This window comes from Aristaeella hokkaidonensis, assembly GCF_018128945.1.
Lineage (GTDB): Bacteria > Bacillota > Clostridia > Christensenellales > Aristaeellaceae > Aristaeella > Aristaeella hokkaidonensis.
On the sequence record NZ_CP068393.1, the window covers coordinates 740,932 to 761,362 of the forward strand.

18 protein-coding genes are annotated in these 20,431 nt (G+C 53.3%); 8 read left to right on the plus strand and 10 right to left on the minus strand.

Annotated features, from left to right (window positions below; translation table 11 throughout):
- Window positions 1-30: 30 nt before the first annotated feature.
- The 8 genes from JYE49_RS03460 to JYE49_RS03495 all read right to left on the minus strand — a co-directional run bounded on the left by JYE49_RS03460 (window position 31) and on the right by JYE49_RS03495 (window position 8,445).
- Complete coding sequence (locus JYE49_RS03460) at window positions 31-234, minus strand: hypothetical protein (protein WP_093956083.1); 204 nt, start codon at window positions 232-234, stop codon at window positions 31-33.
- A complete protein-coding gene (locus tag JYE49_RS03465) occupies window positions 227-1,417 on the minus strand; it encodes a glycoside hydrolase family 27 protein (RefSeq protein ID WP_093956084.1) in 1,191 nt (396 codons plus the stop codon). Before JYE49_RS03465 ends, JYE49_RS03460 begins: the two co-directional genes overlap by 8 nt.
- Window positions 1,418-1,583: 166 nt before the next feature.
- Window positions 1,584-2,468, minus strand: a complete 885-nt coding sequence (locus JYE49_RS03470) for a pseudouridine synthase (RefSeq protein ID WP_093956085.1) — start codon at window positions 2,466-2,468, stop codon at window positions 1,584-1,586.
- 1 nt (window position 2,469) lies between these two features.
- The gene (locus JYE49_RS03475; protein WP_093956086.1) at window positions 2,470-3,516 is read right to left on the minus strand and encodes a hypothetical protein; all 1,047 of its coding nucleotides are present in this window, start codon (window positions 3,514-3,516) and stop codon (window positions 2,470-2,472) included.
- A gap of 21 nt (window positions 3,517-3,537) precedes the next feature.
- Window positions 3,538-4,605, minus strand: coding sequence for a branched-chain amino acid aminotransferase (locus JYE49_RS03480; RefSeq protein WP_179217191.1), 1,068 nt, complete (start codon window positions 4,603-4,605; stop codon window positions 3,538-3,540).
- 82 nt (window positions 4,606-4,687) lie between these two features.
- Window positions 4,688-5,440 (minus strand): hypothetical protein, encoded by a 753-nt coding sequence (locus JYE49_RS03485; protein WP_093956087.1) that lies wholly within the window; start codon window positions 5,438-5,440, stop codon window positions 4,688-4,690.
- A gap of 16 nt (window positions 5,441-5,456) precedes the next feature.
- The gene (locus JYE49_RS03490; protein WP_093956088.1) at window positions 5,457-7,268 is read right to left on the minus strand and encodes a zinc ribbon domain-containing protein; all 1,812 of its coding nucleotides are present in this window, start codon (window positions 7,266-7,268) and stop codon (window positions 5,457-5,459) included.
- 16 nt (window positions 7,269-7,284) lie between these two features.
- Window positions 7,285-8,445, minus strand: a complete 1,161-nt coding sequence (locus tag JYE49_RS03495) for an LCP family protein (protein ID WP_093956089.1) — start codon at window positions 8,443-8,445, stop codon at window positions 7,285-7,287.
- 253 nt (window positions 8,446-8,698) lie between these two features.
- On the opposite strand from JYE49_RS03495, the gene JYE49_RS03500 reads away from it, so the two are divergent.
- Window positions 8,699-10,084, plus strand: a complete 1,386-nt coding sequence (locus tag JYE49_RS03500; RefSeq protein ID WP_093956475.1) for an NAD(P)/FAD-dependent oxidoreductase — start codon at window positions 8,699-8,701, stop codon at window positions 10,082-10,084.
- A gap of 142 nt (window positions 10,085-10,226) precedes the next feature.
- On the opposite strand, the gene JYE49_RS03505 is transcribed toward JYE49_RS03500, so the two are convergent.
- Window positions 10,227-11,396 (minus strand): tRNA(Met) cytidine acetate ligase, encoded by a 1,170-nt coding sequence (locus JYE49_RS03505; protein ID WP_179217193.1) that lies wholly within the window; start codon window positions 11,394-11,396, stop codon window positions 10,227-10,229.
- 174 nt (window positions 11,397-11,570) lie between these two features.
- On the opposite strand from JYE49_RS03505, the gene JYE49_RS03510 reads away from it, so the two are divergent.
- The 7 genes from JYE49_RS03510 (at window position 11,571) to rsmI (ending at window position 19,615) form a co-directional block, all read left to right on the plus strand.
- The gene (locus JYE49_RS03510) at window positions 11,571-12,809 is read left to right on the plus strand and encodes an acetate/propionate family kinase (RefSeq protein WP_093956091.1); all 1,239 of its coding nucleotides are present in this window, start codon (window positions 11,571-11,573) and stop codon (window positions 12,807-12,809) included.
- A 153-nt stretch (window positions 12,810-12,962) separates the two neighbouring features.
- Complete coding sequence (locus tag JYE49_RS03515; protein ID WP_093956092.1) at window positions 12,963-13,454, plus strand: YceD family protein; 492 nt, start codon at window positions 12,963-12,965, stop codon at window positions 13,452-13,454.
- A 3-nt stretch (window positions 13,455-13,457) separates the two neighbouring features.
- Window positions 13,458-13,652, plus strand: a complete 195-nt coding sequence (rpmF, locus tag JYE49_RS03520) for a 50S ribosomal protein L32 (protein ID WP_084094260.1) — start codon at window positions 13,458-13,460, stop codon at window positions 13,650-13,652.
- A gap of 98 nt (window positions 13,653-13,750) precedes the next feature.
- Entirely contained in the window at window positions 13,751-16,405 is a 2,655-nt protein-coding gene (locus tag JYE49_RS03525; protein ID WP_283399292.1) for a valine--tRNA ligase, read from the plus strand.
- A complete protein-coding gene (locus JYE49_RS03530; RefSeq protein WP_093956093.1) occupies window positions 16,402-17,691 on the plus strand; it encodes a bifunctional folylpolyglutamate synthase/dihydrofolate synthase in 1,290 nt (429 codons plus the stop codon). The genes JYE49_RS03525 and JYE49_RS03530 overlap by 4 nt, the downstream gene beginning before the upstream one ends.
- 116 nt (window positions 17,692-17,807) lie before the next feature.
- Window positions 17,808-18,755 (plus strand): 16S rRNA (cytosine(1402)-N(4))-methyltransferase RsmH, encoded by a 948-nt coding sequence (gene rsmH / locus JYE49_RS03535; protein WP_093956094.1) that lies wholly within the window; start codon window positions 17,808-17,810, stop codon window positions 18,753-18,755.
- Window positions 18,756-18,757: 2 nt separating this feature from the next.
- Window positions 18,758-19,615, plus strand: coding sequence for a 16S rRNA (cytidine(1402)-2'-O)-methyltransferase (gene rsmI, locus JYE49_RS03540; protein WP_179217194.1), 858 nt, complete (start codon window positions 18,758-18,760; stop codon window positions 19,613-19,615).
- Window positions 19,616-19,715: 100 nt separating this feature from the next.
- Here rsmI and JYE49_RS03545 read toward each other — a convergent pair whose 3' ends face one another.
- Window positions 19,716-20,366, minus strand: coding sequence for an MIP/aquaporin family protein (locus JYE49_RS03545; RefSeq protein ID WP_283399293.1), 651 nt, complete (start codon window positions 20,364-20,366; stop codon window positions 19,716-19,718).
- Window positions 20,367-20,431 lie beyond the last annotated feature (65 nt).

Genomic DNA, 20,431 nt, shown 5'->3' on the forward strand with positions numbered 1-20,431 from the left:
GGCGGTGAAAGATTTCACCGCCCCGGTTTTTTACGGGTCGAAAAGGGTGCAGCCCATGGATTTGAATTCTTCGATCTTTTTGAGAAGGATGTCCTCGGAAAGCTGGAAATGGTTTGCGAGGCAGGAAAGACAGAAGAATTCTGTGGCACCGCGGTTAATCAGTTTACGGGTCAGTGCTGTTTCATCCTTTGACAGGAGAGCACCACAGCGGACGCATCTATCCTGTTCAGCCACGGGCGGGCACCAGCGAACAGAGATACAGTTTCATATCATGACCGGGAACCGTGGGATTGAAATAATCAGCCTTCCTGCCAAGAACTTCACCGGTAAAGGCATCACGGACTTCAAGGGCGAAGCCGGAGGAAACAGGCAGCCCGAGGTCGACAAGTTCGCAATGCATGCAGGTTTCTGCCTCGGAAAGATTGATGAATGCCAGGGCAAACTCACCTCCGGACAGATGACGGAAAAGGGTGAAGGATGAATCCGGAAGCTCACGCCAGGGGAACTCGCCCTCCTTTGGTTCCGGATTGGATGTGAAGACAGAGCCGCGGCGAATCAGGAAGGGAGGACGGCATTCCTCATCCTGGTCAATGCGGAGGAGGTCTTTATTCTGCATGAGCGCAACATATTCCGGCTTCAGGGAACGGAGATCCGCACCCATCATCAGGGGTACACCGCAGAGGCACCACAGGGCAAACTGCAGACGGTACTCTTCATAGGTACATACCTTACCAAAGCCGACGTTGCCTTTGCCACACATTCCCACGGTGAGCATGTCCATATCATTGAAGCAGTCCGTTCCGCTCATGCAGAGGTTATCCAGCTGGGATTTGAAGATATCAGTGAAGGAAACATAATTATCCATGATATCCCCGGTGGAACGGTACATATGGGCACCCCGGCTGCGCATCCATTTCCAGGGATCATGACGTCCCCAGTTACATGCTGAAAAGAGAATATCCCGTCCGGAGGCTTTCAGCGCCATCGCCATGGTCTGATAACGGTTACGGCAGTCCCCGGATTCCGGGAAATTGCAGAAATCGTATTTCAGGAAGTCCACGCCCCAGGAGGCAAAGGTTTGCGCATCCACAAACTCGTGATCATAGCTGGAGGGGTAACCCGCACAGGTCATGACGCCGGCACAGGAATACATGCCGAATTTAAGCCCTTTGTGGTGGACATAATCCGCCAGTTCCTTCATTCCATGAGGGAATTTTTCCGGATCAGGAACAAGCAGGCCGTTTTCATCCCGATCACGAAGGGACCAGCAGTCATCGATGACCAGATAGTTATAGCCGGCAGCAAGCCAGCCCTGATCCACCATAAAATCGGCCATTTCACGGATCAAAGCATCGCTGATATGTTCACCAAAAGTATTCCAGGAATTCCATCCGAGAGGGGGAAGAGAAGCAAGCATGGTATTCACCTCATATTGTAATTCAGAATTCAGAATTATGAATTCAGAATTATAGTGTCTTATATGAACACGATTATATATGGTCACAAAAGAAAATGCAAACGTTTCGAGTTTTAAAAACAAAAAGAAAATTCACAATTCGGAATTATGAATTGTGAATTATGAATTAAAACGGCGGGTCGATGGTGAAGGTTTTGCCGTCGAGGGCAGGAAGACGACCGTCGGTGTCAATGGTGAGGGAGACAGCGCAGAGTTTCAGGCTGCGGGCTTTTTCCCGGCGGTTGAAATCGCGGTCTCCGTAAAGGTCGTCACCCAGCAGCGGATGACCCAGAGCAGCCAGATGTGCCCTGATCTGATGGGTGCGGCCGGTGATCAGATGAACGCGAAGACGGGAAACAGGGCCGCTTTCCAGTGTTTCATAACCGGTGGAGACTGGCTTTGCCCCCGGTTCCTGATGATCCGTGATACGAACCCGGGCATGAAGCGCATCCTTTACCAGCCAGGCGTGACAGACAGCCTCCGGTGGCTTCATGATTCCGCGTACGAGACAGACATAGTATTTTTCAAGCTTGCGGCTGCGGAAGACGTCCTGCAAGATATCAAGCGCCTGCTGATTTTTCGCAAAAAGGCACAATCCGCAGGTCTTGTTGTCCAGACGATGACAGGCAGCAGGAGGGAAAGCGTCAGGATTGGTCCGGCGGACATATTCCTGGCACAGATTCGTCAGAGTGACACCGCCGCGGGCATCCGGCTCCACACTGATGCCGGCCCGCTTATTAACCAGGAGCACGTCATCATCCTCATATACAACAGGAAGGGAGGGAGCAGCAGAGAAACTGCCGGACGATGTATCGGGAATATAAACTTTCAGGCATTGACCTTCCTGTAAACGCTGATCACGGGAAACCCGGACACCATCAAGCTTTACATCCCGGGAAGCAAAGATACGACGAAGCACACTCTCCGGCAGATCAGGGAGAGCGGAACGAAGATAGTCCGCAACACGCTGTCCGACAGCGTCTCTGGGGATGATTATTTCTTTCAGCGGCATATTACTGTACCTGCGAAGTGCTCAGATCCAGCCAGCGGGGCACACGATCACACAGATCCTTCAGGGCGGACCGCATTTCAGGTGTGGGCTGACAGATCAGGAGGGAAGAGAGAACTTCAAGCATGTCTTTCCAGGGAACTTCCTGTTTTGCAAGGATGATCAGATCTTCCACAGCGTCTTCCGGCGTTATTTCGGGACGAGTGGCTCCCTGCAGAACGGAAAGCATCTGTTCATACAGCGGAGATTCCAGATCATTGATACTTTCGGAGGCTTTGGAAAGAGCTTCAGGATCCATTTCAGTATAGGATATATCCATCATACGTTCCGGATCCGCCAGACCCGGATGAATCAGCAGCAGACTGCCGGAACGATTATATACATAATCATAGCCTGAAATCAGGAATCGATCAACCAGATCTGGCCTGTTTTCAGCAAAGGTGCCCTTCAGAAGGGCCAGCATATCACGCGCAGGGCCGGAAGCCTGTACGGCACCAAGAAGATACAGGGTATTGTCGATTCTTTCATGTACCTGTTCCACGATTGTCCTGACGTCCCGGTGACTGTCCCCGGCCAGGAGCATGAGGACGGTGGCACAAAGCTGGGAGGGAAGGATCAGGGCAGCATTGGAGCCCACGTTTTCCACACGACACCAGAGACGGCGCACCAGTCCCCGGGCAGGGATCAGTTCGTTCCAGTCATTGAGCGGCGTACGGCCGCCAAAGAGCATAACACGGACCAGCAGGTCATGTTCTTCCACGGAGAGCAGGGCAGCTTCCTGGGCGAAAGAATGAAGTACGCGGTTCCGAAGCTCCTCTACCGTATGGAGTACAGGATGAAGAACCCGCCTGGCAGATTTGCGGTCTTCCTCCGCGAAAAAGGAGATATCATACAGTTTTTCCGCATCCACGTCGCTGCAGTCAGGTTCAAAAAGACAACGGGAAGGAAGGCCTGCGAGATCTTTCTCGCAGGCCTCCAATTGATCTGCCCGCAGAACGCTCATGGTCTTGTCAGCCCAGTGAAGGGAGCGGGTATTGGTTTGCCTCAGCATTGAGGTTGGATTCCTTTCAAATTACAGTTTGATGATCCAGCCGAATTTGTCTTCCAGACGCCCGTACTGAATCCCGGTGAGTGTATCATACAGGCTCTGGGCGACCTTGCCGATTCCGCCATCACCGATGGTGATCTTTTCATCCTTCATGGCCAGGGTGCCGACGGGGCTGATGACCGCGGCTGTACCGGTGCCGAAGGCTTCGGTCAGCTTGCCGGACTTTGCGTCCGCGAAGATTTCATTGATATCCAGACGCTCTTCCTCGGCTTCATAACCCATGGAGCGGGCAAGCGTCAGCACGCTGTCGCGGGTGATACCGGGGAGAATGGAACCGTTCAGCTTGGGGGTAACAATCTTGTTGCCATAGGCAAACATCATGTTCATGGAGCCGACTTCCTCAACGTACTTCTGCTCCACACCATCCAGCCACAGCACCTGGGAGAAACCCTTCTTCTCGGCAACGTCACCGGCGAGAATGGAGGCTGCGTAGTTACCGGCGCACTTGGTAAAGCCAACGCCGCCGCGAACCGCACGCACGTATGCATCTTCAACATAGATACTGACGGGCTTCAGGCCTTCTTTATAGTAGGCACCCACGGGGCTGAGGATGATATAGAACAGATACTTTTTGGAAGCATGCACACCCAGGCCGACATCCATGGAGATCATGGTGGGGCGAATGTAGAGGGAAGTGCCGTCCAGGTGCGGAACCCAGGCTTCCTCAATACGAACCAGCTGCTTCAGGCCTTCCAGGGCAGTTTCCTCATCCAGAGCGGGCATGCCCATGCGCTCTGCGCTGCGGGTCATGCGGGCGAGGTTGGCCTGGGGACGGAAGAGCTGCAGGCCGCCGTCAGCACGACGATAGCATTTGGTTCCTTCAAAAATGGCCTGGCCGTAATGGAGAACCATGGCGGCAGGATCCAGCGCAAAATCAGCGTAGGGTACGATGCGGGCGTTGTTCCAGCCGACACCCTGTTCATAGTCCATGAGGAACATATGGTCGGTAAAAATCCGGCCGAAACCGAGGGCAGACTCGTCCGCGGGTTTCTGTTTGAGATTCTGTGAAAGCGTTACTTTGATGTCCAGCATGTCAGTTCCTTCTTTCCCATAAAATGATTGGAGATATTATACGCCCGGCAGACCAAAAATGAATGGACTTTTTCTGTACTGATTACAGTTCATCCAGAATGTCGTCCAGGGCAATGGGGAAGGTAATAAGATCTGTTCCTTCCGGTACCTCGTCCAGAATATCATAAGGCTGCAGATAGAAAACAGGATCGCCGTTTTCATCCAGATAGAAATCTTCAGAAGGGAAGAAGAATGATTCCAGATCTTCTTCTGACAGGTTGCTGCTGTCAATGATGTCATCATTCTCTTCGATTATGCTCCAGACCATCTGCCGTACCAGCGTTTCTGCTTTCTCTGTCTGGTACTCCTGAAGCCATTCATCGTTTTCAGCAGGGGAAAGGATCCCGAGCAGCATAGGCAGTGAATAGGTGGATCCGTTTATACCGTTTTTCCTGGAAAAGACGTGCCCTTTCCACGTAACCTGTGAATGATCCGGAATATTTTTTTCTGTACGAATCAGCACGGAGAAATAGTCATCATTGTTACAGGTGACCGTATAATCAATCTTTGTTGAAGTATCGCTGCCCACATAGGCGTCCTGGATCATGGGGACAATAAACTCATTCTCGTAGTCCAGCAGTTCAGAGAAGAATACATTGATCCCCATGCCGCCTTCTGCGTTTTCATCCACATGGGGATAACGGTAGCTGTAGGAGAAAATGCCCGCAGAAGGATCTGACTCATCATAAGGAATAACAATATCTTCTGCATAATCATCCAGCATGGGAAGCGGATCTGCCAGAACGGGGAACGCTGACAGGACAAGGATCAGCAGTAACGAAAGAAAACGCTTCATCAGAACAGCTCCTGTCTTATTTAATATAGCTGTAACGGGCGATCAGTACAGGCATGTTGTCATAAACACCGGAAACATCCGCGAAAATCCGGTAATATTTTCCTTTCTCCCAATGGAACTTGGACTGTTCCGGACATTCAACAACCACAGGCTGGGACTTTCCATCCTCACTGGTGTTAATCACGACCCGCAGCGGTTTCTCATTGATGATATCCTTGACAGTTCCCATGACCACATAGATCTGGTGCTTGTCAGCACGGACCTTGATGTTGTTGAGCAGTTCGGAATAACCTTCAGGAGAGAGTGACCAGGCTTTCGGAGTATATTCCTCCGGCCGGGGAACATAATACACCTTGTGGTTGACAACAGAGGTTCTCATACCTTCCCGTGAAGAGGTGATGGTGATGGTGTTTTCGCCTACTTCTTTAAAAATGGCAATGAAGGAGAATTTTCCGGTGGTGTCCAGCTCAGTAATATCGAAGTCAGAATAATCTGAAAGGATATGAACCTCGGAGCCGGGCAAAGTGGTTGCGGTTACCCTCATCACATTTTTGTCCGTGCTGCCGATGGTGCCGACGGCCAGGTCAAGCGGGATTTCCTGCTTTTCACGGTAAAGGGTTACATTGATTGTGTTTTCACGGCAGTAACGGGAACGGACTTTAATGACATAAGGATTGATGCCGATGGGCTGTACCGTGGCATTGTATACCACTTCACCGGTTTCATCATTGACGATATCCGAGTAATCCTGATCATTGATTGTGATGCGGGAATCGGGCCGGACAGTGAACTTAATAGAGTACATAGTAGTGGAGACTTCTTTGTACAGACCTTCCGGTGATTCCAGGGAAATCGGACTGATGGGAATGGTGATCGGGTAGGTGATCAGCGGCAGCGGCGTCTGCTTGCCGGAGGCTGTTTTCAGGAAAGGCGTCATGGTGACGTCCATGGTCTCCTCAAGGGCACCTTCCAGGTTGTCATACCAGGTATGATCCGCCACCACGATGGTTGCAAAGCCATCCATGACAACATAGCTGGCGTGCAGCTCACGGACATAGATGGTAGTGCCTTCCTCGCCCGGGATCAGAATTGTGTGGGCGGGCAGGTCATCAAGCAACGATGCGGTGATGATAGCATCTTTGTTGTAATCGGGCCGATCCTGACTGGCCAGGTAGCGGTATCCGAAGTATCCGCCTGCGCCCAACAGGGCGACAACCAGCAGCATAAGCAGTATTTTCAGGATTCCCTTTTTCTTTTCCGGAGCAGGGGCTATGTTTTTACTCAGTGGTCCGGCCAGGTGCCAGGAACCGGTTCCCTGGCTGTAGCCATATCCGCCGGCAGGAACGGGATCGTAGGTGTGGCTTTCCACAAAAGCCCCGTTTTCGTCCATAAAACGGACACGATTCCAGATTTCAGACTGTTCACGGCGGGCTTTTTCATTGCGGGAAACAGGCTGCACCCGGATTGCAGTCACAGGTTCTTCAACCCGTCGCACCCGACGGGTATATTCTGATGAATCATCCGTGACAATGACTTCGGGTTCCGGACGTGAAGCTGTTTTTTTGCTCAGACGGCGCTGACGCTCGGCACCTTCATGCTTGCGCTTTTTCAGTTCCTGCATTTCACCGGCAAGCTGATCACGGGCATCAGGGGTGGAATCCACCTGACCGAATTCATCGGCACGCAAATACGCCGTGGAAGGACCGCTGTCCTTCAGCGTATTCTTCCACTGTAATTTTGAGGCTCCGTCAATATTCAGCGGCGCGCCGCATTTTATACAGTGAGGCATGGATGCGCGGTTCCATTGACCGCATTCAGGACATTTCATGGCATTCTCCTAAAGATTAAAAGTCATCATCGTCCTCATCATCCGCGACAAGGAAGCTGTTCTGCAGATATTCCTGGAAAGCTTCCCGACAATACGGCCAGTTGATTTCCTGCGCCAGCATCTCACAGAACAGGATCGGACGACGGGCTATATCCTCATGGGGGATCCGCATCTCTTCGATGGTACATTCACGAAGTTCGTAAGCGTACTTGGCAGCTTCGATGATCTCGTTCAGGTTCATATTGGTCTTGTTGTTGTTTTCAAGAAGATTGTTGGCCAGTCCCTGTGCTTCATCCCAGCTCATTGCTTTGCATTTTTTAGACAAAGCCTGTATTACATTCCGGGCACGCTGAGTGCGCATCAGATCACCTTCGGAACTGTCCTTCCGGATCCGCATGTAGACAACTGCGGAAACTCCGGCAGTTTTTTTGTCGATCTTATCAGAGTGATAATCAATGACCTTGCCCTCGGGGTTTTTGAAAGTATATACCCCTGTCGGATGCTTGCCGCTGTTGTACAGGTCATTTCCATTCGGATCAAACACAGTGCCTTCCCAGATTACGCCCTGCAGCTTCCTGATCTCGCTCTGCGTGTTCAGGGTAATCTGTACGCCGCCCAAATAGTCGATGATATTGGCCAGCTGCCTCCACGTGAACATAATATACTTTTCGACTCTTACGCCCAGATGCTGGCTGATTGTCTGGCAAAGCGCTTCAGGTCCCATATCATTGTAGACGTAATTGATACGGCCATGCTTTTCTTCTTTTTCCGTGGAGTCGATTTTTCGAATGATCGCATCCCGGATGATGGAGGTAAGCATAATACGGTGAGCACGCGTATCCAGGGTGACCAGCATAATACCGTCTGTATTTCCGTACATATCACGACGCTGGCCGTTCAGGGTCGGCGGCTTTGAGTTGTCCGGACGGGGATCTCTCTTCCACTGGTCGATACACAGAAGAAGATAGTGATGCTGCCCTTCGACAACAGGGGGCAGTTCTTCCATGGGAACTACTTCGATATGCTCCGGCTGACGCTCATGGGGTAATTTCTTCTTTCCCCACTCTTCGGGTGTCAGTGTAGGAGTCGGAACAGCAAGGTCGGCTGATTCTTCTGCTGCAACCAGAGGGAGAGGGAGAAGCAGCAATACCATAATCAGTGCAAATAGTTTCCGCATGGATGAATACACTCCTTTGGGATAACTGAAGATTCAACTTTAATTATAATACAGTAATGAAAAAGAAGAAAGAGGAAATTCGTAAATTTGACAAAAAGATGAAACAATTCTGAAAAGAATGAGACATATCCGGAATGCTCCGGAACCTGCGCGGATTTGCTTTTCTTTTTAAATGGTCAATGGTATAATTTATAAGCCGGGACCGGACGAGAATCCGTTCCACCGGACTAAAGCATAGAAAGACTTGGAAATGATGACGGATTATGACGTGCTGATTATCGGGGCAGGCCCCGGAGGCATTTTTACAGCTTATGAGCTGACCGAAAAAGCAGCGAAGCCTATGAAGGTGGCTGTGTTTGAGCTGGGCAGGAAACTGGACAGACGCAAATGCCCCATTGACGGAGACAAGGTTAAGTCCTGCATCCGTTGCAAGACTTGCTCCATTATGAGTGGATTTGGCGGCGCAGGCGCTTTTTCTGACGGAAAATACAACATTACAAACGACTTCGGCGGCAGCCTGCATGAACATGTGGGCAAGAAACGCGCGCTGGAACTGATGCGCTATGTGGATGAGATTAACCTGAAATACGGCGGAGAAGGAACCAAACTATACTCCACCGCCAATACAACTATCCGCAAAACCTGCCTGCAGAACGGGCTGCACCTGCTGGATGCACAGGTGCGCCATCTGGGAACGGATATCAACTATGTGGTGCTGGATAACCTGTATAATGACCTGAAGGATAAGGTGGATTTCTTCTTTGAGGCGCCTGTGGCTTCCGTGAAGCGGGAAGGTGAAAACTACACAGTCACGATGGAGGACGGGAAAAGCTATACAGCGTCCCATTGCGTTATTTCCGTCGGGCGCAGCGGCAGCAAATGGATGGAAGGCGTATGCCGGGAAATGGGAATTCCCACCAAGAGTAACCGCGTGGACATCGGCGTACGGGTGGAACTGCCTGCCCAGGTTTTCAGCCACCTGACAGATGAACTCTACGAGAGCAAGATTGTCTACCGGACAGAAAAGTTTGAAGACCTGGTCCGGACCTTCTGTATGAATCCCCATGGCGCGGTGGTCAGTGAAAATACCAACGGTATCGTGACGGTGAACGGACACAGCTATGAAGATCCGGCAAAACATACGGAAAATACAAATTTTGCACTTCTGGTCAGCAAGCATTTTTCTGAGCCATTCAAGGATTCCAACGGATATGGCGAATCCATCGCCAGGCTGAGCAATATGCTGGGTGGCGGTGTGATTGTGCAGCGCTTTGGCGACCTGGTCCGGGGACGGAGAAGCACCCCGGGGCGTATTGCCGATTCTTTCGTGACGCCGACACTGGCCGCGACACCGGGTGACCTGAGCCTGGTGATCCCGAAACGCATCCTGGATGGCATTATCGAGATGATTTATGCCCTGGACAAGATCGCACCCGGCACTGCCAATGACGATACGCTGCTCTATGGTGTTGAGGTCAAGTTCTACAATATGGAAGTGCAGCTGGACGAAAACCTCGAAACGGCCTATCCCGGCCTGTATGTGATCGGCGATGGCAGCGGAGTAACGCACAGCCTGTCACATGCCAGCGCAAGCGGAGTGCATGTGGCCAGAACAATTTTGTCTTCGACAAAACAATGAAATATCCGCCATATGGCGGATGTGAAATGTTCGCGATGCGAACATGAAATATTGAGCCTGAAGGCTCAATGTGAAATATCTGTCTAAAGACAGATGTGAAAGAAACAGACAAAACTAAACGAGGGCCGGAAGGTCCTCGTTTTTATATGGAAATCAGCTTTTCGGTGAAGGGGAGGGTGTCAGGAAGACCGGAACACTGGGCCCAGAGACGCCAGGCTGCCAGATCTGAAGGAGAGGCAGCTTTCTTCCATTCGGTAAAGGAAGTGATTACCGGAACGGGAAGGGATTTCCAAAGGGCTGTCATTTCCGGACGTTTCCGTAAGCCAAGAAGCAATGCGTGATCCGGAAGAGGCGTGTTTTCGGTATCGTTCTTCGTAATGCCCAGCAGGACAGAGGCGCACAGGCGGCTGATGCGGGCTGCCGGATAACGCCTGCCGGACAAGGCCGTGATCAGTTCTTCCCGGGTGCGGGAAACCGCGGCGGCTGAACGCACTGCATTTTCCATTCCCTCAGAGAGATCCGGAAGGAGGCTGTATTCCTCCTCTGACATGGAACGAAGGCGGGAAAGCAGCATAGCATCCAGAATGCGTTCGTCAGGAACACGGCCTTCCAGAAAACGGCGGCGCAGCAGGTCTGCAGTATATGAGGGAACAGCTTCAAATGCAGCGGTGTAGCTGCCACGCAGCAGACTGTCCCGAATGGCGGACGCAGAAGGGGAAACGGGATCGATTCCAGCAGCATGATAACTGCCTGTACGCGGGATGATGACAGGACGCAGCGACAGATTCAGACGCAGCATTGCCCGGAGATAACAGACAGCCAGGATATTGTTCGGCCGGTCCAGCAGGCCTTCGGCCTCCGGCAGCACAGAAGAAAAGGCGCCGGAGAGGGCTGCGGGATAACCCACACCTGAGGAAAGCTTTTCCTTCAGGAGAGCACTGAATGCGGGCGAAGGATTTTCCAGCAGACCGGCGGCACGGAAAAGCAGGGATTCATCCGCTGTTTCAGCACCGAAAGCCAGGTCCGTAACTCCAAGCCCGGCAAGCAGGGAAACAGCCCCCAGTGCATAGTGTTCCGCATCCCGAACTGTCCAGAGAACAGGAAGGGAGAAGACAGCATCCGCTCCGGCTTCCAGCGCCAGGCGGGCACGATCCAGCGGGGAGAGCAGGGAAAACTCCCCGCGCTGCTTAAAGCAGGGGGAGAGGACAACAAAAACCAGATCAGGCGAGACGTGCCTGACGGCTTCCGTCATATGATACAGGTGCCCGCTGTGAAAAGGATCATACTCCGCAACGACGCCGAGGATCTTCATGCGAACACCAACCTTTCTCCCGGAATGAAAAATGAAGAATGAAGGATGAAGAATGATTGATTCCATTTACATCCCGTATACATTGCATAGTAGCATTTTAGGACTTTCTTTTCAAGCAAATCGGGAGTATAATAAAGTGTGATTCTGAATTAATCAAAGGAGCTGGAAACAAGTATGAAAATTCTGGTTGTGAACGCAGGTTCTTCTTCCCTGAAGTATCAGCTGATCGACATGGACGGCGAGAAGGAGCTGGCCAAGGGCCTGGTCGAACGTATCGGCATTGAGGGCAGCAAGCTGAAGCACAGCGCCGGTGACAAAAAGACTGAGATCGCACAGGAGATCCCGGATCATGAAGCTGCTGCTCAGTTGATGCTCAAGATCCTGCAGGATCCGGAGTTCGGCGTGATCAAGAGCACTGATGAAATCGGTGCTGTCGGTCATCGGGTGCTGCACGGCGGCAGCGCGTTCACGGCCTCTGTTATTGTGAACGACGCCGCGAAACAGGCGATCCGTGACTGCTTCCCCCTGGGACCGCTGCACAATCCTGCCAACCTGATGGGTATTGAAGCCTGCGAAAAGGTCATGAAGGGCACTCCCCAGGTGGCGGTGTTCGATACCGCTTTCCATCAGACCATGCCGCCCAAGGCTTATATGTACGGCGTGCCGAAAATGTATGAAGAAAAACTGCATGTACGCCGTTACGGCTTCCATGGCACCAGCCATCGCTATGTGAGCCGCCGCGTCTGCGAATTCCTGGGCATCAGCCCCATCGGCAAAAAGATCATCATCTGCCACCTGGGCAACGGTTCCAGCCTGAGCGCCGTGATGGACGGCAAGTGCCAGGATACTTCCATGGGCCTGACGCCCCTGGAAGGCCTTCTGATGGGCACCCGCTGCGGCAGCTGCGATCCCGCGGTTGTGCAGTTTATCGCCAACAATCCCCTGAACGATGACGGTACTCCCGTGGGCCATTCGATCAGCGTGGATGAAGTGCTGACCATGATGAACAAGAAGAGCGGCCTGCTGGGCATCAGCGGCAAGAGCAGCGACTGCCGGGATATTGACGACCTGGCAAGCAAGGGCGATCCGAACGCAAAACTGGCTCAGGACATGCTGATCTACGGCATCAAGAAGTACATCGGTTCCTATGCGGCCGCCATGGGCGGTGTGGACATCATCGTGTTCACCGCCGGTATCGGTGAAAATAACGCTGACCTTCGTGCCCAGGTGATCGACGGCCTTGAATTCATGGGTGCCAAGATCGATACCGAGAAGAACAAGACCCGTAAGGAAGCGGTGATCTCCGCAGATGACAGCAAAGTGACGGTCTGCGTGATTCCCACAAATGAGGAAATCATGATTGCCCGGGATACACTGGACCTGGTCACCACCGGAAAGGTCAGAGACAATTAATTAATGCATAATGCATAATTAGTAGTTACTTTATCTCCGGTTTTACCCGGTAAAAACGCCGGGTGAAACCGGAGAAAAATCGGCGCAAATTCTTTGTTGACAAACGATTTGCATCGAATTATAATACCAAATGGTCACTTTTGAGGTGAGGACATGAAGCTTGACGTATCGAATGCTTTATCCCATCCCGGACAGGAATACCTTTTCTCGGGTCTGCAGGCCATTGCGGATCAGGAGATCAGCGGTGACACCGTCAGGATTGACGACTGCGCCGTGGAAGGCGTGTTCCTGTCAGATGAAGACGGAAACATCTCGGTGAGAGGCAAGCTGAAGACCATTGCCCACGCTCACTGCGCCAATTGTCTTGAGGACGCACAGGCCGAAGTCGAAAACGAATTCGACGAGGTGTTCCACAGGAACGGCGATCAGGAGGATAACGAGATCTTTGCCTATGAAGGGCATGAGATCCTGCTGGACAAGCTGGTTATGTCATACGCCGTCATGGCTCTGCCGATCCGCTTTCTCTGCAGAGAGGATTGTCCGGGCTTTGAATACAGGGACCCGGAAGCAGTTCCTTCCGAACCGGGCGTTCAATATCCGTTCGCAGGACTGCAGCAATTGCTTCAAGACAATGAGGAGGTGTGAATCATGGCTCTTCCGAAGGGGAAAATCTCTAAGGCTCGCAAGCACAGCCGCCGCGCTAACTGGAAGCTCACACTGCCGGGAATCGGCAAGTGCCCGCAGTGCGGTCAGATGAAACTGTCTCATCGCGTGTGCAAGAATTGCGGTTATTATAACGGCGTCCAGGTCGTCGTCAATAAGGACGAAGAGAAGAACGCCTGATTGTCGACTGCATTTTTGGCCAAGGATTAAAGAATCGCAGCTCCGCCCATCAGGGTCGGGGCTGTTTCTTCTATTTACGGGAATGAGGGAGGATTACCATGGAGAAGAAAATGAGCGGCGCCGATATGGCGACACGGTTCAATCCACAGGAGATCGAAGCTGACATCTATAAAGCCTGGGAAGAATCCGGCGCGTTTACCGCGCACAGGGTTGAGGGAAAGAAACCATTCACCATCGTTATGCCTCCGCCCAATATTACGGGCCAGCTGCATATGGGCCATGCCATGGACTGCATCATGCAGGATGCCCCGATCCGCTATCACCGGATGAAGGGTGATCCCACCCTATGGCTGCCCGGTACTGACCATGCTGCCATCGCGACAGAGGTCAGGATTGTGGAAGCCATGCGGAAAGAAGGCCTGACCAAAGAGGGGATCGGCCGGGAAGCTTTCCTGGAACGCGCCTGGAACTGGAAGAAAGAATACGGCGGACGCATTGTACACCAGCAGCGGAAGATGGGTATCAGCTGCGACTGGAGCCGGGAACGCTTCACCATGGATGAGGGCTGCAGCCGCGCGGTGCGCGAGGTGTTTGTCCGTCTGTATGAAAAGGGACTGATATACCGCGGAAACCGGATGATCAACTGGTGTCCCGCCTGCCAGAGCGCCATCAGCGACGCGGAAGTGGAATACAAGGATGTGGCCAGCCACCTGTGGCATATCCGTTATCCCGGCGCCGACGGAAGCGAAGGCGTTGTGGTGGCCACTACCCGGCCTGAAACCATGCTGGGCGATACCGGCGTGGCTGTGAACCCCGCCGATGAACGGTATACGGACCTGGTGGGCAAGAAGGTGATCCTGCCCATCGTGAACAAGGAAATTCCAGTGGTCGCGGATGATTATGTGGAAAAAGAGTTCGGCACCGGCGCGGTGAAGATGACTCCCGCCCATGACCCGAATGACTTTGAAGTGGCCCAGCGGCACAACCTGGAGATTATCACGGTGACCAACGACGACGGCACCATGAACGAGAATGCCGGACGCTTTGCCGGCATGGATCCCATGGAATGCCGGAAGGCCGTGGTTGAAGAACTTGAGAAGCTGGGGCTGCTGGTGAAGGTTGAAGACTACAGCCATAATGTGGGCTTCTGCTACCGCCACGGGAATACGCCTGTGGAACCACGGCTGAGCGAACAGTGGTTCGTGAAGATGAAGACTCTGGCTGAACCAGCTATTGCCGCTGTGCGGGAAGGCCGGACGAAGTTTGTGCCGGAACGGTTCAGCAAAATGTACTATAACTGGATGGAAAACATCCGCGACTGGTGTATCAGCCGTCAGCTGTGGTGGGGACACCGGATTCCGGTGTGGTATTGCGATGACTGCGGCGAACAGATCGTGAGCCGCGAGGATCCGACAGTCTGCCCGAAGTGCGGCGGCAAGCTGCGCCAGGATGAGGACGTGCTTGATACCTGGTTCTCCTCCGCCCTGTGGCCTTTCTCCACCCTGGGATGGCCGGACAACACGGAAGATCTGAAATACTTCTATCCCACCAGCATGCTGGTGACGGGCTGGGATATCATTACTTTCTGGGTGTCCCGGATGATGGTTGCCGGTATCGAGAACATGGGTGAGATACCCTTTGAGACGGTGCTGATCCACGGCCTGGTGCGGGATGAACAGGGAAGGAAGATGTCCAAATCCCTGGGCAACGGCATAGATCCGCTGGAGGTTATTGACGAATACGGTACCGACGCGCTGCGCTTCAGCCTGGTAATGGGCGTGAGCCCCGGCAATGATACCCGCTACGGCAAGGATAAGGTGGAGGCTGCCCGGAACTTTGCCAACAAGGTGTGGAATGCCAGCCGCTTTGTACTGATGAACGTAAACGAGCGGAAAGCCTTTGATCCCGCGAAGCTGGAGACTGCGGACAAGTGGATCCTGACCCGGCTGCAGAAAGCAGTGAAGGATATTTCCGCGCATATGGAAGATGGCGACTTCGGCCTGGCTGCCACGAAGATCTATGATTTCGCCTGGAGCGAATTCTGCGACTGGTATATTGAGCTGAGCAAGTCCCGCCTGCTGGGCGAAGAAGGCGAAAGCAAGGAAACCGTGAAGGCAGTGCTGCTGTTCGTGCTGGAGAACCTGCTGAAGCTGCTGCATCCCTTCATGCCTTTCCTGACTGAACAGGTTTATAAGTATCTCCCCGGCAGCGAAGGCTTCCTGATGCTTCAGAGCTGGCCGGAATACAATGAAGCGTATGTGTTCGCCGGGGATGAAGAAAAGATGCAGGGCGTGATGGAAATCATCCGCACGATCCGCAACCTGCGCAGCGAGATGAACGTGGCGCCGTCCAAGCGGACGCACCTGATGCTGCTGCCGGCGGAAGGCTGGGCTGATACCCTGAAGGGCGGCGAAGGCTACTTCAAGAAGCTGGCCGGTGCCGAGCAGGTGGAACTGATTTCCGACCGCAGCGACGCCACAGGCAAGAATGTGTCTGCCGTGGTGGCGGCCGGTGAGCTTTTCATCCCGCTGGGTGATCTGGTGGACTTTGAGAAGGAAGTTGCACGGCTGACCAAGGAACTGGAAAACCTGAAGAAGGAAATGGCCCGTTCCAACGGCATGCTGAACAACCAGGGCTTCCTGGCCAAGGCACCGGCGCAGCTGGTGCAGCAGGAGAAGGATAAGCTGGAAGCCGCGAAGTCGAAGGCTGCCGCACTGGAAAACCGCATTGCGGAACTGAAAGAGAATCTATGAGAACTGCCGAAGAGGTTGTAAACGAAATACATTCCGCCCTGGGGGACGGAGACAAGCAGGGGCTGCGGAATACCGCAGCCCTGCTTGAGACTTTACAGGCATGGCCGGCTTGTCCGGTGATCCATGTGGCCGGTACAAACGGAAAGGGAAGCGTCTGCGCCATGCTGAACAGCGTGCTGACAGCGGCAGGATACAGGACAGGCATGTATACCTCTCCCTTCCTGCAAACGTACAATGAGCGGATCCGACTGAACGGAAAACCGATTACAGCGGAACAGCTTGCACAGTATGGTAACGAAACGCTGGACGCGGCGGAGAAGCTTAAAAGGGAGCTGGATTATCACTGCACGCCATTTGAACTGGGTACTGCCCTGGCGTTTCATACGTTCCAGGCTGAAAAAGCGGAGCTGATCATATCGGAGACGGGAATGGGCGGACGGCTTGATCCGACCAATGCTATACCGAATCCGACTGTCTGTGCCATTACGGCAATCGGTATGGATCATATGCAGTATCTCGGCAATACCCTGACAGAGATCGCGGGTGAAAAGGCAGGCATCATCAAATACGGGGTACCTGTAGTCTGTTATCCTCCGGAGGAAAAAGAAGTTCAGGATGTGCTGAACGCCCGGGTGGAAAAAGAAGAAGCGACGCTGATTATTCCGGAAAAGGAGCAGATCAGGATCCGGGAAGCCAATGCACGGTATACCATTGCGGATTATAAGACAGGAAACCGCGTGTGGACAAACCTGAGAATCTCCCTGCCGGGTGAGCACCAGACGGTGAATGCACTGGTGGTGCTCTGCGTCCTGGAGGAACTGGAGAAGCAGGGAATCCGTGTGCCGGAAGAGGCTGTGATCAGCGGTCTCGGAAACGCTTTCTGGCCAGGACGGCTGGAATGGTGCGGGAACGTGGTCATGGACGGTGCCCATAACGCACAGGGAATCGCTGCCTTCAACCGGTATGTACAGGAGCATCTTTCCGGAAAAAGGAAGGTGCTGCTGACCGGCGTGCTGAAGGAAAAACTGTCCGAAGAAATGCTGGGCGGACTTGCTTCTGTAACCGATACCGCGGTGACGGTGACGCCTGACAGCCCCCGGGCCATGAAAGCGGAAGAACTGGCCGAATTGCTGCGCGGGAAGGGAATGGAAGCATGTGCGGCGAACAGTTTGAAGGAAGGACTGGAAACTGCCGGGAAGCTGGCCGGTGAAGACGGACTGATCCTGGCAACGGGAAGCCTGTACTTTATCGGGGCAATGAGGAGCGAACTGGGGCTGGATCCATAAAGGAATTCAGAATTTAGAATTCAGAATTCAGAGTTAAGAGTTTTGAGTGAAGAGTGAATAGTGAAGAGTGAATAGTTGCTTGAATCAAAGGTTCAAGCGAAAGGTAGATGAACGCAATGGAGTTCAAGCATGAACCGGTACTGTTAAATGAAGTACTGGAGTGGATGAACGTTCAGCCGGACGGCGTATACTGCGACGGTACGCTGGGCGGCGGCGGCCACAGCGGCGCGATCCTGAAGGCCTCCGGCGGAACGGCACGCCTGTACGGGATCGACCGGGATGAAAACGCGATCCTGGCCGCATCAGAACGATTGAAGGACTATCCGGGATTCACCGCGATCCGCGGCAATTTCCATGACGCAAAAAAGCTGCTGGAAGAAACAGGAGCAGAGGCCCTGGACGGCGCCCTGCTGGATCTGGGTGTATCGAGTCCCCAGCTGGATACGGCCGAAAGGGGATTCAGCTATCATGAGGATGCTCCGCTGGATATGCGCATGGATCAGCGCCAGACAATGACAGCCGCGGACTTCCTGAATACGGCAGACGAACGGGAAATTATGGAAGTCATCCGGGACTACGGCGAAGAGAAATGGGCGGCCCGTATAGCACGTATTATCTGTGAACACAGGGCGGAAAAGCCTTTTGCGACCACCTTTGATCTTGTACACGCGGTAGATGCAGCGATTCCGAAAGCTGTACGACGGAAAGATGACGGCCATCCCGCCAGGAGGACATTCCAGGCAATCCGGATTGCGGTGAACGATGAACTGAAACCGCTGGAGCAGGCGCTGAAGGATCTGACAGACTGCCTGAAACCCGGCGGAAGAATCTGCGTGATTACCTTCCACTCCCTGGAAGACAGGATAGTAAAGCGCTGCTTTAAGACACTGGAGAACCCCTGTATCTGTCCGCCGAAGGCACCGATCTGCACCTGCGGACGCAAACCTGTGGTCAAGGTGCTGGCAGGGGGCGCAGTGGCACCTTCAAAGGAAGAAATTGAAAGGAATCCGCGTTCCCGCAGCGCAAAACTCCGGGTGGCGGAAAAGAGAAGGACGGAGGCATAAGCGTGGCAATACTGTACGTTGTGGCGACGCCGATCGGCAATCTGCAGGATCTTTCTCCACGGGGAACAGAAACCCTGCGGAACGCGGACCTGATCATTGCCGAGGATACCCGGGTGACAATGAAACTGTGCCAGGTTTTCGGACTGAAGGCCCCGCTGGTCAGCTGCCACCGTCACAGCGAGGACAGCAAGGCGGCAGGGCTTGCCCAGAAGATCCTGGACGAAGACCTGACGGCGGCACTGGTTACGGACGCCGGAACCCCCTGCATTTCGGATCCGGGCTGCGAGGTTGTACGGGAATGCGCGGAAGCCGGGATTCCGGTGATTCCGGTACCGGGGTGCTGCGCCGGTATCGCGGCGGTATCCATCAGCGGATATGACGCACGGGAATTTGCATTCTATGGTTTCCTGCCGAGGGAAAAGAAAGATATCAAAGCCAGACTGGAAGAGATTGCACGGGGCGTGAAGGTGGCAATCCTGCATGAATCTCCCTTCCGGATTACCGAACTGACGGAGATCATCGCGGAGACACTGCCTGAAGCCAGACTTACAGTATGCTGCGATCTGACCAAGCTGCATGAGAAAACCCTCCGGGGAACCCCGGAAGAGGTGCTGGCAGCCCTGAAGGCGAACGAGAAGACCGAAAAAGGCGAATACTGTGTTGTGCTGGATCTGCACAATGTCTCCCTGCCTGAATCTGAAACAGAGGCTGCCGAGTGGCCGCTGGAGGCAAAGCTGATCGAAGAAATGAAACAGGGCAGCAGCCTGCGGGAGGCACAGGAAAAGCTGATCAGCAAGGGAGAAAAAAAGAACGCGGTCAAACAAGCCGCACTCACATTGAAAAAACTGTTTGAAACCTAAGGAATACAGAGAATAAAGTACCGCCTGAAAGGACGGTGCTTTTTTTATCCATAACAAAAAGCTGTCCCGCTATGCGGGACAGCCCATGAAAGGAATTGGATTATTTGTCAGAAGAAAGGAAACGATAGCAAATAGCAGCCAGCGCGCCGCCCACCAGGGGAGCCAGAAGGAATACCCAGATGCCGCCGAGATTGCCGGCGATCAGAGCAGGGCCAAAGGTACGGGCGGGGTTGACGGAGGTGCCGGTGAAGGAAATGCCGAGGAGGTGAACCAGGACCAGGGCACCGCCGATGACCAGGCCGGCAATGTTTCCGTTGGATTCTTTGGAGGTAACACCCAGAATCGCGATCACAAAGACGAAGGTAAGAATCACTTCAATCAGGAAACTGAGCCACGCATTGCCGTTGTACAGGGCATTGCAGCCGAGCTTTCCGGGATCCTGCACGATCGCGTTAAGGATGGCGGCACCGGCGATGGCGCCGAGGAACTGGGCCACGATGTAGCCGCAGAAATCCTTGACGGAGATCTTTTTGCTGATCAGCATGGCAATGGATACTGCCGGATTAATATGGCAGCCGGAGATATTGCCAATGGAGTAAGCCATGGCGACGATGACAAGACCAAAGGCAAGGGCAGTACCAATCAGCCCGGAGACACCCGTGGCACAAATCTGCCCGGCAACACCGCAGGCAAAAAGAACCAGAACCAGGGTACCGATGAACTCAGCCAGATACTTCTTGATGTCTTTCATACGCATCCTCCTTTATATCCAATTGTTGTGGAACTGTGCTTATTGTAATACAAGATGGTGTATTT

Bases quoted from the DNA above. Each gene is read 5' to 3' on its own strand.
- JYE49_RS03485 (WP_093956087.1), bottom strand. From the start codon at position 5,440: ATGAAGCGTTTTCTTTCGTTACTGCTGATCCTTGTCCTGTCAGCGTTC.
- JYE49_RS03530 (WP_093956093.1), top strand. From the start codon at position 16,402: ATGAGAACTGCCGAAGAGGTTGTAAACGAAATACATTCCGCCCTGGGG.
- JYE49_RS03465 (WP_093956084.1), bottom strand. From the start codon at position 1,417: ATGCTTGCTTCTCTTCCCCCTCTCGGATGGAATTCCTGGAATACTTTT.
- rpmF (WP_084094260.1), top strand. From the start codon at position 13,458: ATGGCTCTTCCGAAGGGGAAAATCTCTAAGGCTCGCAAGCACAGCCGC.
- JYE49_RS03495 (WP_093956089.1), bottom strand. From the start codon at position 8,445: ATGCGGAAACTATTTGCACTGATTATGGTATTGCTGCTTCTCCCTCTC.
- JYE49_RS03510 (WP_093956091.1), top strand. From the start codon at position 11,571: ATGAAAATTCTGGTTGTGAACGCAGGTTCTTCTTCCCTGAAGTATCAG.
- JYE49_RS03500 (WP_093956475.1), top strand. From the start codon at position 8,699: ATGACGGATTATGACGTGCTGATTATCGGGGCAGGCCCCGGAGGCATT.
- JYE49_RS03475 (WP_093956086.1), bottom strand. From the start codon at position 3,516: ATGCTGAGGCAAACCAATACCCGCTCCCTTCACTGGGCTGACAAGACC.
- JYE49_RS03470 (WP_093956085.1), bottom strand. From the start codon at position 2,468: ATGCCGCTGAAAGAAATAATCATCCCCAGAGACGCTGTCGGACAGCGT.
- JYE49_RS03480 (WP_179217191.1), bottom strand. From the start codon at position 4,605: ATGCTGGACATCAAAGTAACGCTTTCACAGAATCTCAAACAGAAACCC.
- JYE49_RS03490 (WP_093956088.1), bottom strand. From the start codon at position 7,268: ATGAAATGTCCTGAATGCGGTCAATGGAACCGCGCATCCATGCCTCAC.
- JYE49_RS03545 (WP_283399293.1), bottom strand. From the start codon at position 20,366: ATGAAAGACATCAAGAAGTATCTGGCTGAGTTCATCGGTACCCTGGTT.
- JYE49_RS03525 (WP_283399292.1), top strand. From the start codon at position 13,751: ATGGAGAAGAAAATGAGCGGCGCCGATATGGCGACACGGTTCAATCCA.
- rsmH (WP_093956094.1), top strand. From the start codon at position 17,808: ATGGAGTTCAAGCATGAACCGGTACTGTTAAATGAAGTACTGGAGTGG.
- JYE49_RS03515 (WP_093956092.1), top strand. From the start codon at position 12,963: ATGAAGCTTGACGTATCGAATGCTTTATCCCATCCCGGACAGGAATAC.
- JYE49_RS03505 (WP_179217193.1), bottom strand. From the start codon at position 11,396: ATGAAGATCCTCGGCGTCGTTGCGGAGTATGATCCTTTTCACAGCGGG.